The organism is Bacteroides luhongzhouii (assembly GCF_009193295.2).
Lineage (GTDB): Bacteria > Bacteroidota > Bacteroidia > Bacteroidales > Bacteroidaceae > Bacteroides > Bacteroides luhongzhouii.
This window is the reverse complement of the sequence record NZ_CP059973.1, coordinates 1,872,141-1,885,355: the sequence shown is the minus strand read 5'-3', so window position 1 is coordinate 1,885,355 and position 13,215 is coordinate 1,872,141. Positions and strand designations below refer to the sequence as shown.

Annotated in this window: 10 protein-coding genes; 3 read left to right on the top strand and 7 right to left on the bottom strand. The window is 42.0% G+C overall.

Features of this window, described 5'->3' with window-relative positions:
- Positions 1 to 179: 179 nt before the first annotated feature.
- From GD631_RS06830 to GD631_RS06815, 4 genes are read right to left on the bottom strand one after another with little or no spacing between them, the layout of a single operon-like run.
- A complete protein-coding gene (locus GD631_RS06830; protein ID WP_143256929.1) occupies positions 180 to 1,196 on the bottom strand; it encodes a zinc-binding alcohol dehydrogenase family protein in 1,017 nt (338 codons plus the stop codon).
- Positions 1,197 to 1,221: 25 nt separating this feature from the next.
- The gene (gene fucP, locus GD631_RS06825) at positions 1,222 to 2,514 is read right to left on the bottom strand and encodes an L-fucose:H+ symporter permease (RefSeq protein ID WP_143256928.1); all 1,293 of its coding nucleotides are present in this window, start codon (positions 2,512 to 2,514) and stop codon (positions 1,222 to 1,224) included.
- Positions 2,515 to 2,552: 38 nt separating this feature from the next.
- Entirely contained in the window at positions 2,553 to 3,476 is a 924-nt protein-coding gene (locus GD631_RS06820) for an amidohydrolase family protein (RefSeq protein WP_143256927.1), read from the bottom strand.
- 15 nt (positions 3,477 to 3,491) lie between these two features.
- Positions 3,492 to 4,424: an aldo/keto reductase gene (locus GD631_RS06815; protein WP_143256926.1), complete on the bottom strand. Its 933-nt coding sequence runs from the start codon at positions 4,422 to 4,424 to the stop codon at positions 3,492 to 3,494.
- 179 nt (positions 4,425 to 4,603) lie between these two features.
- Between GD631_RS06815 and GD631_RS06810 the strand changes: the two genes are divergently transcribed.
- Positions 4,604 to 5,629: a LacI family DNA-binding transcriptional regulator gene (locus tag GD631_RS06810; protein ID WP_143256925.1), complete on the top strand. Its 1,026-nt coding sequence runs from the start codon at positions 4,604 to 4,606 to the stop codon at positions 5,627 to 5,629.
- A 177-nt stretch (positions 5,630 to 5,806) separates the two neighbouring features.
- On the opposite strand, the gene bamJ is transcribed toward GD631_RS06810, so the two are convergent.
- The 3 genes from bamJ to GD631_RS06795 all read right to left on the bottom strand — a co-directional run bounded on the left by bamJ (position 5,807) and on the right by GD631_RS06795 (position 8,530).
- The gene (bamJ, locus tag GD631_RS06805; protein WP_074559047.1) at positions 5,807 to 6,367 is read right to left on the bottom strand and encodes a BamJ family beta-barrel-assembly machinery protein; all 561 of its coding nucleotides are present in this window, start codon (positions 6,365 to 6,367) and stop codon (positions 5,807 to 5,809) included.
- An 11-nt stretch (positions 6,368 to 6,378) separates the two neighbouring features.
- Entirely contained in the window at positions 6,379 to 7,920 is a 1,542-nt protein-coding gene (locus GD631_RS06800; protein WP_143256924.1) for a glycine--tRNA ligase, read from the bottom strand.
- Between the two features lie 103 nt (positions 7,921 to 8,023).
- Positions 8,024 to 8,530 carry an HU family DNA-binding protein gene (locus GD631_RS06795; RefSeq protein ID WP_004299627.1) on the bottom strand — a complete coding sequence of 169 codons (507 nt, stop codon included), beginning with the start codon at positions 8,528 to 8,530 and terminating at the stop codon, positions 8,024 to 8,026.
- A gap of 232 nt (positions 8,531 to 8,762) precedes the next feature.
- Here GD631_RS06795 and GD631_RS06790 point away from each other — a divergent pair, with 232 nt between their 5' ends.
- Both GD631_RS06790 and GD631_RS06785 read left to right on the top strand, forming a co-directional pair.
- Positions 8,763 to 9,908 carry a XylR family transcriptional regulator gene (locus GD631_RS06790; protein ID WP_143256923.1) on the top strand — a complete coding sequence of 382 codons (1,146 nt, stop codon included), beginning with the start codon at positions 8,763 to 8,765 and terminating at the stop codon, positions 9,906 to 9,908.
- Positions 9,909 to 10,058: 150 nt separating this feature from the next.
- On the top strand, positions 10,059 to 13,208 hold the full coding sequence (locus tag GD631_RS06785; protein ID WP_074909907.1) for a SusC/RagA family TonB-linked outer membrane protein: 3,150 nt from the start codon (positions 10,059 to 10,061) through the stop codon (positions 13,206 to 13,208).
- The last annotated feature ends 7 nt before the right edge of the window (positions 13,209 to 13,215 follow it).

Sequence of the window (13,215 nt, the reverse complement as noted above, 5' to 3'; positions counted from 1 at the left end):
CAAAGTATGCTACATGATTTCTTTGTGATGCTACATATCGAATGAAGAATGTTACATCTATATTTACTCATGTTACATCACCCTATCTCCCAAAGAGAGGAGACTGTATTCAGCCTCCTCTCACTTATTACATACCCGAAACAACAGGTATCAACAACTATTCTTATTACAAGAACTTATCAGAACTCAACCAGTATGCGGAACACCTTTCCCGGATTAGCCGTCCATTCCTGCATAGCTTCCAAAGCTCCTTCCGGTTTGGCAATCTTCGAAATCAGTTCTTCTACCGGACAGTTCCCTTCTTTCATATAATTGATAACTGCACGGAAATCGGCAGGTAACGCATTTCTGGAACCACGGATATCCAGTTCTTTCTGAACGAAATATTTCGTTTGGAAAGCTACTTCGCTCTTGGCATAACCAATGCAAACCACACGTCCTGTAAAACCGACTTCATCCACTGCCATCACGTAAGTGACAGGGCTGCCGACAGCTTCAATCACCACATCGGCACCGAATCCCTCCGTTATCTGTTGCATCCGTTCGTGTACATTTTCTGTCTTGGAGTTAATCACATGAGAAGCACCGACCTTTCTCGCCAGTTCCAGTTTCTCGTCATCCAAGTCGACAGCAATGACCGTTGCACCTCTCAAAGCAGCACGCACAATGGCACCGATACCAATCATGCCGCAGCCAATAACCATCACAAACTCATTGTCGATTACCTGCGCACGAGATACCGCATGGAATCCGACACTCATCGGTTCAATCAACGCACAATCGCGAGGAGAGATATTACCAGCCGGAATAATCTTCGTCCAAGGTAAAACTGCATATTCGCACATCACTCCATTGCGCTGTACCCCTAACGTTTCATTATGCTCACAGGCATTGACACGACCATTACGACAGGAAGCACATTTACCACAATTGGTATATGGATTCAATGTCACGTTCATCCCTTTTTCGAAGCCAGCCGGAACATCCGGACCAATTTCCTCAATCACTGCTCCTACCTCATGCCCGGGGATTACCGGTAACTTCACCATCGGGTTACGTCCCAAAAAGGTATTCAGGTCAGAGCCACAGAAACCAACATACTTGATTCTTACTAATACTTCACCGGCACCAACGGTCGGTTTTTCCAGTTCAACCACCTTCATTTCGGAGGGATTGACAATTTGAACTGCTTTCATTGGATATGTTTGATAAATAAGTTTATTAATCGATTACTTTATAACCTTTCCAGCCATAATATGCACAGAAGACAAAGCAAATCATCGGTACACAATAGGCCATATAATAGATATGCTCATTGGCATGCATGAAATAAGCCGTCAACTGTGGCAGGCAGGCATTGCCGACAATAGCCATTACCAGAAATGCCGAACCGCTCTTTGTCTGATTCCCCAGTCCTTTTAACGCCAATGAGAACTGCGTAGGATACATAATAGACATAAAGAAAGAGATGGCCAACATCGCGTATAGCCCGATCATACCTCCCCATATCATCACTACCCCGCACAAAAGAATATTCATCAAGGCGTAAACCAGCAGCATATCCTGTGGACGGAATTTCACCATCAATCCGGTACCGATCCAACGCCCCAGAAGAAATGCGAGCATATACAATCCGAAGAAGGTAGTCGCTGTATCTTCCGGCAATCCGGCATAAGCACAACAGTAAACCAGGAACAGACTGTTTATCGCCGTCTGTCCGCCGTTATAGAAGAATTGCGCGATCACTCCCCACCGCAAGTGTGAGTGCCTCAATACACTGAAGTCTATCAGTTTCTCTTTCCGGCTGCCGTCTTTCGTTTTACCCGAAGAAATCGTTTTACCGGAAGAAGCCGCTTCTCCTTCGTCCCCAATCTTCGGCAATTTTGAAAAGACGAAGATGACAGCTATGCCAATCAACAGTATAGCCAATATCAGATAAGGAAGTTTCATTGCATCCGTTTCCAGTTGGATATAGGCCTGCCAGCCTCCCGGATAATCTACAGGAAGGGTATCTCGCGTGTAATGAGTTCCGCTAAGAATGAGCTTACTCAAAAACATGGCAGCGATAAAAGCTCCGAGTCCATTGAAAGACTGCGCCAGGTTCAATCGGCGGGGAGCGGTTTCGGGTGCTCCTAAAACCGTCACATACGGATTGGCAGCTGTCTCCAGGAAGCACATTCCCGTAGCAATAATAAAGAAGATACAGAGGTAAGCCCAATATTCTTTTAAAATGGCGGCGGGAAAGAAAAGCAGGCCTCCGATTGCAGCTAATACCAATCCGAAAATAATTCCTGCCTTATAGCTGTAACGTTTCATAAACATAGCTATGGGGATTGGGAAAATAAAATAAGCCAACCAGTAGGCAGTCTCGGTAAAGGAGGCTTCAAAGGTATTCAGTTCACATGTCTTCATCAATTGCCGGATCATCGTGGGAAGCAGATTGCTGCTTATCGCCCACAGAAAGAAAAGGCAGAAAACTAACGCTAAAGGTATTGTATATGTATTCTTTTTCATGGTATAAATCCAGTTTTACGATAAGGTTGTTTTCTCCATCATTCGGACATGTTCTTGATGTAAGGAAGTACGGGGAGATCTGTAAATCCATAGAAGTTCCGGGCATTTTCTCCCAAAAAGAGTCTTTTGTCCTCTTCCGTCAACTCGGAAGACTTCACCACAAAATCGTATGACATCTTGTAGGTGATTGCTGTAATGGTGCGCGGATAGTCCGATCCCCACATCAGTTTCTCCATGCCAACTAAATCCGCCGCTTCCCGAATGGCTTTCACTGCTCCTTTGAAAGGATAAAACTCATCATTGAAAAGCCAGGTGATTCCGCCGGATTCAATCATCACATTGGAATGACGTGCCAGGCTGATTTGTTTTTTCCAGTCCGGACGTGTGACCATTCCGAAGTGTCCGATCGCTATCCGCAAATTCGGACATTCCTGAATAACCTCTTCCATCTCGGAAACCTGTGTTGCTCCGTCAGCCAAATCGATGGAGAGCATGACATTCCGTTCTTCCATATGATGAAACATCTGCATCATTTCTTCACTATTCAGCATTACCCGTCCCTCTTTTAACAACAAGCGTTGGGCAGGTATTTTTATAGCCTTAAAACCTTTGGCAATAAGCTCTTTCGCCTGCTCCAAAAATCCAGGTTTGCGAAACTCACACATTCCGCAAACAAAAAAACGGTTGGGATAATGGGAAACGACTTCCGACAGATAATCATTCTGAATACCGTCAATAAACTCTTGGGTAATAACAGCCGCAGCCACTTGCGCATAGTCCATATTCGAAAGAAAAACTTCCGCGCTATTCACACCGTCTACCATAAAGGGCGGAACCATTTGCCGGATTTCTCCCATAAATTCCGAACGGCCATTTTCCAAAGTCCGGATAGGCAATCCGTCCACAACAGTATCCTGCCGTAACCACAGATGGGCGTGTGCATCAATAATTGTATAGTCCATACGAATGACTCTGTTTTATGAGTTTGCCCAACTTACACGTTTCTGCTCTCCGATGATCTCCTGCACTTCCCGAACGAGTTCCCAGTCAATAGGTTCTTCGATGAAAGAGATGTTCTTTTTCACATTCTCCGGATTAGTCGTACTAAATAAAGTCGTTGCTATACGGGGATTGCTGACGGAGAACTGCATAGCCAGTTTCTCAATCGGATAATTCTTAGCTTTGCAATGTTCCATTGCTTTACGGCAAGCCTCTACCAAAGGTTTGGGAGCCGGATGCCAAGCAGGAACACCACGTTCACTCAACAGCCCCATTGAAAGGGGAGAAGCATTAATCACGCCGATTTCTTTGGATTCGAAGTAGTCCAGGAAGTCTGCTAATTTATCATCACACAGGCAATAATGGCAGAAGCTAAGCACAGATTCAACCGTACCGCTTGGTGAATGGTCGATTACCCATTTCAGGTTTTCGAGTTGCAAGTCGGTAATTCCAACGTGTCCTACCACTCCTTTTTCACGCAGCTCGACTAAAGCCGGCAGAGTTTCACTTACAACCTGATTCAAATCGGCAAACTCCACATCGTGCACATTAATCAGGTCGATAAAATCTATATTCAGACGTTCCATGCTCTCATACACACTTTCTGTCGCACGTTTTGCAGAGTAATCCCACAGGTTCACTCCATCTTTCCCATAACGTCCCACTTTGGTAGAAAGATAATAACGGTCGCGAGGAAGATCTTTGAGTGCCTTTCCTAAAACAGTTTCCGCTTTATAATGTCCGTAATAAGGAGACACATCGATAAAGTTCATTCCTGCCTCAACAGCAGTAAACACAGCCTGGATGCCTTCTTTTTCTTTCAAATCATGGAAAACTCCTCCTAAAGAAGAAGCTCCAAAACTAAGAGATGATACTTTCATCCCTGTCTTTCCGATTTCATGGTATTGCATACTTTTAGGTTTTAAATCATTTTGTATGCGGCAAAAATAGGTCAGTAATAGTTTCAGTGCAGCAGAGAGCGGTCGAAAAACCAACGTAACGGTTTACGTAAAAAATATTGCTTCAGATGCTTTTAATTTTCCGGGAATGTGCTTTCTTTGTAAAAAGAATCTAAGTTGCAGACTTTCAAATGGAAAACCGGAAACATACTTCACTCAAAGATCTCGCCCAAGCATTGGGGGTGTCGATTCCTACTGTATCCAGGGCACTAAAAGATAGTCCGGAAATCAGCCGTGAACTTTGCGCCAGAGCAAAGGCACTGGCCAAAGAAATGAACTACCGCCCCAACCCTTTTGCCATGAGCCTGCGGAAAAATGCGCCACGTATCATCGGAGTGATCGTCCCGGATATTGTCACTCATTTCTTTGCATCGATTCTGAATGGAATAGAGAATATGGCTATTGCCAACGGATATTTCGTGATTATCACGACCTCGCATGAGTCTTACGAGCACGAAAAAAGAAATATTGAGAATCTGGTCAATATGCGCGTAGAAGGTATCATCGCCTGTCTGTCTCAAGAAACAACCGATTTCTCCCACATCTCCGCCTTGAAAGACATCAATATGCCACTGATCCTGTTCGACCGTGTTTGCCTGACTGACCAATTTTCATCGGTGATAGCAGATGGGGCCCAATCCGCACAGATGGCTACACAGCATCTTCTGGATAATGGAAGTAAACGGGTAGCTTTTATCGGAGGAGCCAATCATCTGGATATTGTAAAGAGAAGAAAACATGGCTATCTGGAAGCCTTGCGTGAGAATCGTATTCCCATCGAAAAAGAGGTGGTAGTCTGCCGGAAGATCGATTATGAGGAAGGCAAGATTGCCACAGAAACTTTACTGTCACTTCCACAGCCTCCGGATGCTATTCTTGCCATGAATGACACATTGGCTTTCGCAGCAATGGAAGTTATCAAAAAACATGGCCTCCGGATTCCGGATGATGTGGCAATCATCGGGTATACGGACGAGCAGCACGCTAATTATGTAGAGCCGAAATTATCTGCAGTGTCACATCAGACTTATAAAATGGGAGAAACTGCCTGCCAACTATTAATAGATCAGATAAAAGGAGATAAGACAATCAAGCAGGTGACCATTCCGACACATTTGCAGATTAGGGAGAGTAGTATAAAAAAATCAAAAATGTAATCTTCTGTAATATAAGCAAGAAGGAACAAAACAAAAGGAATAATTCCTTATATACTTTTAGAAAAACGATATTGCATAATCTCTAAGAAGGCAATTCCGTTATTATTATGAAAAAATATAGGTGTTGTATCATTTAGACCCAACACCTATATTCATATTTATTATATTGTTATAAGATTATCTCTCTACAATCTTCTCTAACCTAACATTATATACTAATGCAGAATAAGCTTGCAGGTTACCATCATTAGTGCTTGAACCATATCCACTTTGATAAGGAATATACAAAGTCCAAAAATCACCAGCTACCATATGAATCAACGTATAAGACCAACCGGAAATAACACCATTCAATGTAAAATTTGCCGGAGAATCAAACTCTGTAGGCTCTGTTCCTGTATAAGTCTGTTGAACTACATCTCCATTGAAATAAGACATACGATAATGTGCACTTACTGTAGAAGTATATTGAGGCAACTCTTTGCCTGTCCCATTTTTTACCTTCTTAACATATATCCATTGACCTGTTACTTCATCTTTATAACGATGAAGTTTTTCCGGATCATCATTAGCTAAAGTTTGATTTTCAGGACTATCATACACACTGGCGATCGAGTCTATAAAAGCCACACTACGTGCCTGCCAATTATCATAACGGCTAGTCTCTTCCGTTTCACTGCAAGCAGTGAACGCAAGAGCCAGCAATACTAAGGAGAATAAATAGATCTTTTTACTCATTCGTCAAAGGTTTATTGTAAAGTTTTCAATAGAGAAGTGATGCTTACTCTGTCTGCGATGATATTATTCAGTTCAGAGATAGCTACACGCTCTTGTTGCATGGTATCACGGTTACGCAATGTCACGCAGTTATCTTCTAATGTTTGATGATCGACTGTCACACAGTACGGAGTACCAATAGCATCCTGACGGCGATAACGCTTACCGATACTATCCTTTTCGTCATATTGGCAATGGAAGTGGAACTTCAGGCTGTCAATAACTTCACGGGCTTTTTCAGGCAGACCGTCTTTCTTTACCAACGGCATAACTGCCAGTTTCACCGGAGCCAAAGCAGCAGGCAATTTCAAAACCACACGGCTTTCACCATTTTCCAGCTGTTCTTCGCAATAAGACGCGCTCATGATGCTAAGGAACATACGGTCAACACCGATAGAAGTTTCGATTACGTACGGAGTATAAGATTCGTTCAGTTCCGGATCGAAGTATTTGATGCTCTTGCCGGAGAACTTCTCATGTTGAGACAAGTCGAAGTTAGTACGAGAGTGGATACCTTCCACTTCTTTGAATCCGAACGGCATCAGGAACTCAATATCAGTAGCTGCATTTGCGTAGTGAGCCAGTTTATCGTGGTCGTGATAACGATAGCTTGCATCGCCGAATCCAAGAGCTTTATGCCATTTCAGACGGATTTCTTTCCATTTCTTGAACCAGTCAAGTTCAGTTCCCGGTTTTACAAAGAACTGCATTTCCATCTGTTCGAACTCACGCATACGGAAGATGAACTGACGGGCAACGATCTCGTTACGGAAAGCCTTACCAATCTGTGCGATACCGAAAGGAACTTTCATACGACCCGTTTTCTGTACATTGAGGTAGTTTACAAAAATACCCTGTGCAGTTTCCGGACGAAGATAAATTTTCATGGCTCCGTCGGAAGTAGAACCCATTTCAGTAGAGAACATCAGATTGAACTGACGAACTTCTGTCCAGTTCTTTGTACCGGAGATCGGGCATACGATTTCTTCATCAATAATGATCTGACGCAATTCTTCCAGATTACCGTCGTTCAGAGCTTTAGCAAAGCGAGTATGAAGTGCGTCACGTTTTGCCTGATGCTCCAATACACGTCCGTTGGTAGAACGGAATTGAGCCTCATCAAAAGATTCGCCGAATCTCTTGGCAGCTTTCGCTACTTCTTTATTGATTTTATCGTCATACTTTGCCAGCTGATCTTCGATCAACACGTCAGCACGATAACGTTTCTTAGAGTCTCTATTGTCAATCAAAGGGTCATTGAATGCGTCTACGTGTCCGGAAGCCTTCCAGATAGTAGGATGCATAAAGATGGCAGAGTCGATACCGACAATGTTCTCGTGCAACAGCACCATGCTGTCCCACCAGTATTTCTTGATGTTATTTTTCAATTCAACGCCCATCTGACCGTAGTCATACACAGCGCCTAGTCCGTCGTAGATATCGCTCGAAGGGAATACGAAACCATACTCTTTGCAATGCGATACAAGCTTCTTAAAAACGTCTTCTTGTGCCATTTTCTTTTCTATATCTATTAATTTGAATTTGCTTTTTTCGTAAAAAGTGCCACAAAGATAGGGATTTATCTCATAAATAAGACAGGGAGGGTATTAATTTATCTTATTCCTGAACTTCTTCATCGATTTCCGGTGCCACCATACGGTCATATTCTTCCCGCTCCTGCTCCCGGTCCGCTTTCTTCATTTCTTTGGTCAGCATCTCTTCGGGCATATATAGATTAAAAGGAATACGCATGCATTTCATCTTTTTCACTTCCCGGCTAAATTCAGGACAAGCCACGAAATAGACACGTGAAACGGACACCTTTCCCGGAGTTACCTGTTCGGGGCGTTCAAATCCCGGACTGGTCAGTGACGTATGGAATGTGCCAAGTCCTTCGATAGTAACCGGCTGTCCGATAGACAACAGACTACGGATAGCATCAACCATTTCCGTCAATATACCATCTATCTGCCCGCGATGAAATCCACTCCGTTTTTCCATGTACTCAGCAAATTCTCTATTCCGAATCGGATCTATCAGTTTTTTGGGTACACCATACCATAATTCTTTTCTTTCTCCCGATGTTAAATCGGCTTTTTTTCTCACTACATAAGGCACTGCCATCGTCTATACTCCTTTCTTTTTTCGTTTATACTCGTGTTCTATCTGACACCCGGGTGTCAACACCATTGAGACCCGGGTGTCAAACATACCAACACCCGGGTGTCAGTGCTCATGAGACCCGGGTGTCAGATAAGTGTTGGCTGCAACAAAATTAAGTCTTTATTGCGAGAGAACAAAAGAATTCTTCTATATTTGTGCATCCCTACATTATACTAAAGAAAAACATAGAACTATGATTAAGATTCTTCTATTGATAGACTATTCAAGCGAATTTGACAGGAAACTGCTACGGGGACTTGTCCAATACTCCAAAGAAAACGGCCCCTGGCTCTTTTATCGGCTACCTTCCTATTATAGCGCGATGTATGGGGAACAAGGTATTCTGAAATGGGCGAAAGAATGGAAAGCGGATGCCATTATTGGTCAATGGAATAACGACACGATCGATTTGCAGAAAGAGTTGAATATTCCGGTAGTGCTACAAAACTATCATCACCGAAGTGTTACTTACTCCAACCTGACAGGTGATTATAAAGGTACAGGAAGAATGGCAGCCCAGTTTTTTGCCAAAAGAATGTTTCGCAATTTTGCTTATTTCGGTGTTAAAGGAGTCGTATGGTCTGACGAACGCTGCGAAGGTTATCGGCAGGAGGTAAAACGTATCGGAGGCGAATTTTTCAGTTTCGAATCGGATAAGCAGGAAGACGAGATAAGAATGGAAGTAAGCCAGTGGTTACAGGAACTTCCCAAGCCTGTCGCTCTGTTTTGTTGTGACGATGCGCACGCCCTGTTCATTTCTGAAACTTGCCGGATGAACAACATTCATATCCCGGAAGAAATCGCTCTATTGGGTGTAGATAACGACGAACTAATGTGTAATATTTCCGACCCGCCTATCTCATCCATAGAGCTTGAAGTAGAAAGAGGAGGCTATTCTATCGGCAGGCTCATCCACCAGCAAATAAAGAAGGAACATGAAGGTACTTTCAATATTGTTATCAACCCCATCCGCATCGAACTACGCCAATCAACAGAGAAACACAATATTAAAGACCCTTATATTCTCGAAGTGGTGAAATATATAGATTCACATTACAGTTCCGACCTGACGATAGAATCTTTGCTTGCCAACATTCCGTTATCCCGCAGAAACTTTGAGGTGAAATTCAAGAATGCACTGAACACCTCTATATATCAGTATATCCTGAATTGTCGTTGTAACCATCTGGCAGATTTATTACTCACGACAGATCGTCCATTGGCCGATTTAGCAATAGAGGTGGGGTTCAAAGATTATAATAATATCTCGCGTGTCTTTAAAAAATATAAAGGTTGTTCACCTCTGGAATATCGCCAAAAGAAGACCAATTCGCTATAGCTTTCGCTTTTTGAAGATTAATTTTCGTTTTTCCTCTTAAGTCTCTTATTAAAAGGACATACCTTTGTTTTCGTTAATTAGCGAAAGAAGAATCACTGTGAGGAAAAATCTTTTAAATTAAAAATCTAATATCTAAAAACTTATCATGCAATGAAGAAAATCAGATGGAACCCAAGGTTACTAGCCTTATTAATTATTACATACTTCTTGTGTATTACTAACAGTTATGCGCAAAATGTAATAAAAGGTTTTGTGAAAGATGGTAACGACGAGCCCTTACCTGGTGTGTCTGTATCTATTAAAGGGATAACTAACGTTGGTACAATTACCGATATTGATGGTAAATACACAATCAATGCCAATCATAATCAGACACTCATTTTTTCTTATATCGGAATGCTAACACAAGAAATTAAAATTAGTAATAAACGAGAAATCAATATCACCATGAAAGATGATGTTGCCTCTCTTGAAGAAGTGGTGGTGGTAGGTTATGGCACACAACGACGAGCCGATCTCACTAGTGCGGTCTCCAGTGTTTCAAGCAAAGAAATACTTAAAGCACCGACGATGAGTGTCAGCAATATGGTAGGCTCCCGTGTGTCTGGTATTGCAGCAGTACAAGCAAGCGGGCAACCAGGTTCAGACCAAGCAGCACTTACCGTACGCGGCCAAAGCGGAATTGTATATGTAATTGACGGCATTAGAAGAACCGCAGAAGATTTCAATGGAATTGACCCGAATGAAATAGAATCCATCTCTGTTTTAAAAGATGCTTCTTCTGTTGCAGTCTACGGTTTAGATGCCAATGGTGCTTTTATTGTCACAACCAAAAAAGGAAAATCAGAAAAAGTTTCTATTACCTATACCGGAACTATTGGTTTCAGTCAAAATGCAGAACAACAGAGGTGGCTGGATGGTCCCGAGTATGCTTATTGGTATAACAAAGCACGCGTTATGCAAGGAGATAGTGAGATATTCACTACCGAAATGGTTCGCAAGATGAGAGAGGGTGTCGATGGATGGGGAAACACAAATTGGTATGACAAAGTGTGTGGTACAGGTACTCGGCAACATCACAATCTATCAGCTTCCGGAGGTAATGATAAAATACACTTTTTTACTTCAATCGGATATTTAGAAGAGAAAGGTAATATCGACAAATATAATTATAGAAGATATAACCTTCGGTCTAACATTCATGCAAAAATTGCAAAAGGGTTAAGCCTATCCTTGGGAATATCCGGTCGCATAGAAGATAAAGACGAGCCTCGTTTCTCTGCAGATCCGGACGCTTATATGAATGTACCGCTTCAACTAATCTGGGCAGTACCCTATATGCCAGAAACATACACTTTTGAAGGGAAAGAATATAATGTAGCTAGTTTGGCGGCAGGTTCTGCAGTATCTCCACTAGGTTCCATCTATGATTCCGGATATAATAAGAAAAATTATTCGTACATACAATCCAATTTCAGTTTAACATACGACGCTCCTTGGTTAAAAGGATTAAGTATCAAATTCCAAGGCGCATATGATATGGTGCACATGATGAGTAAAATGCTTAGTAAACCTTATGAAGTGATGCTTATGAATATGCCTGATGCAACCACCACCAACCTTACCTACAAGAAAAGTTATGGAGTACTAAAAAATACGGCAAGTTTGGCAGAAGCTGCATCCAAAAGATATGATATCACAACTCAAACAAGTGTTAATTATAACAACCAGTTCGGAAAACACACAGTAGGTATCATGTTACTTGCCGAGACCCGGGAACGAAAGACGAATTCAATTAATGCCACCGGATACGGATTAGATTATTTACAGTTGGATGAATTGGGAAAAATCACCAATTTGACAGGTGACGGTGAAAATAAAGCTCCAACAATAGATGGAGCAAGCGGTCAGTCCCGCGTTGCCGGTTTTGTCGGGCGCATTAATTATAATTACGCTGACAAGTATTATTTGGAAACTTCATTACGATATGACGGCAGTTATTTGTTTGGAGGAATGAATAAACGTTGGGTAACCCTGCCAGGTGTCTCATTGGCTTGGAGAATGAGTAATGAAAACTGGTTCCACATCCCTTGGATTACCAATTTAAAATTAAGAGCTGGTATCGGCAAAACAGCAACTAGCGGTATCAGTGCATTTCAATGGAGAAACACAATGGCTGTAAACGCAAACTCAGTCGTCATTGGTGGAGCCAGTCAATCATCCATCTATCCATCTGTATTGGGTAATCCCAATTTGACTTGGGCACAATGTTTAAATTATAACATTGGACTAGATGCTACTTTATGGAATGGACTGTTAGGTGTGGAAGTAGATGTATTCTACAAATATGAATATGACAAATTATCAAAAACCACTGGTTCTTATCCTCTCTCTATGGGTAAATACTATTTTTCTACAGGGAATGTGGACAAAGCAGATTATAAAGGATTTGACTTGACATTGACGCACTACAACAAAATAGGTTCATTTAATTATGGAGCAAAACTTATCTGGTCTTATGCGTATGGCAGATGGCTTAAATATGCAGGTGATGCAGAAAATGCCCCAGAATATAAAAGATTAACCGGAAAACAAATCGGGACTAAACTCGGGTGTATATCTGAAGGCCTCTTTCAAAGTGAAAGAGAAATCGAAGATTCTCCTACTTTTCCAGATCGCAAAGCGATTCCCGGTTATATCAAATACAAAGACTTAAATGGAGATGGTATCATTACTCTTGAACAAGACCAAGGATATTTTGGGAAAAGTTCCAGACCAACACATACCGGTTCATTTAATTTATTCGGCAATTGGAAAGGATTTGATTTTGACTTATTGTTTTCGTGGGGACTTGGAAGTAGTGTCGCTTTGACAGGAGTGTATACGGCCGAAGGCTCCAAATGGGTACAAGGTGCCACTTCTTTCAGCCGTCCATTCTATCAAGGAGGAAATTCACCTCTTTTTCTGGTAGCTAATGCTTGGACACCGGAAAACCCGAATGCCGACTTCCCACGTCTTGAAGTTACTCCTAGCAGTACCAATAATAGTATATCTTCCACTTTTTGGTATCGCAACGGTAATTACGCAAGGCTAAAAACAGCACAAATAGGTTATAACTTCCCTAAAAAATGGTTAATTCCAGCTGGAATAGAGGCACTCCGAATTTATATAGAAGGATATAACTTATTCACTTGGAGTGCGGTATCCAAGTACAATATTGATCCAGAATCTCCTGCTGTCAACAATGGTTATTATCCACAACAAAGAACTTACACATTGGGATTAAAAGTAACTTTCTAAAAACACT

What these genes read in the sequence shown, in the direction of transcription:
- GD631_RS06830 (WP_143256929.1), bottom strand. Translation starts at nt 1,196, where the DNA reads ATGAAAGCAGTTCAAATTGTCAATCCCTCCGAAATGAAGGTGGTTGAA.
- fucP (WP_143256928.1), bottom strand. Translation starts at nt 2,514, where the DNA reads ATGAAAAAGAATACATATACAATACCTTTAGCGTTAGTTTTCTGCCTT.
- GD631_RS06820 (WP_143256927.1), bottom strand. Translation starts at nt 3,476, where the DNA reads ATGGACTATACAATTATTGATGCACACGCCCATCTGTGGTTACGGCAG.
- GD631_RS06815 (WP_143256926.1), bottom strand. Translation starts at nt 4,424, where the DNA reads ATGCAATACCATGAAATCGGAAAGACAGGGATGAAAGTATCATCTCTT.
- GD631_RS06810 (WP_143256925.1), top strand. Translation starts at nt 4,604, where the DNA reads ATGGAAAACCGGAAACATACTTCACTCAAAGATCTCGCCCAAGCATTG.
- bamJ (WP_074559047.1), bottom strand. Translation starts at nt 6,367, where the DNA reads ATGAGTAAAAAGATCTATTTATTCTCCTTAGTATTGCTGGCTCTTGCG.
- GD631_RS06800 (WP_143256924.1), bottom strand. Translation starts at nt 7,920, where the DNA reads ATGGCACAAGAAGACGTTTTTAAGAAGCTTGTATCGCATTGCAAAGAG.
- GD631_RS06795 (WP_004299627.1), bottom strand. Translation starts at nt 8,530, where the DNA reads ATGGCAGTGCCTTATGTAGTGAGAAAAAAAGCCGATTTAACATCGGGA.
- GD631_RS06790 (WP_143256923.1), top strand. Translation starts at nt 8,763, where the DNA reads ATGATTAAGATTCTTCTATTGATAGACTATTCAAGCGAATTTGACAGG.
- GD631_RS06785 (WP_074909907.1), top strand. Translation starts at nt 10,059, where the DNA reads ATGAAGAAAATCAGATGGAACCCAAGGTTACTAGCCTTATTAATTATT.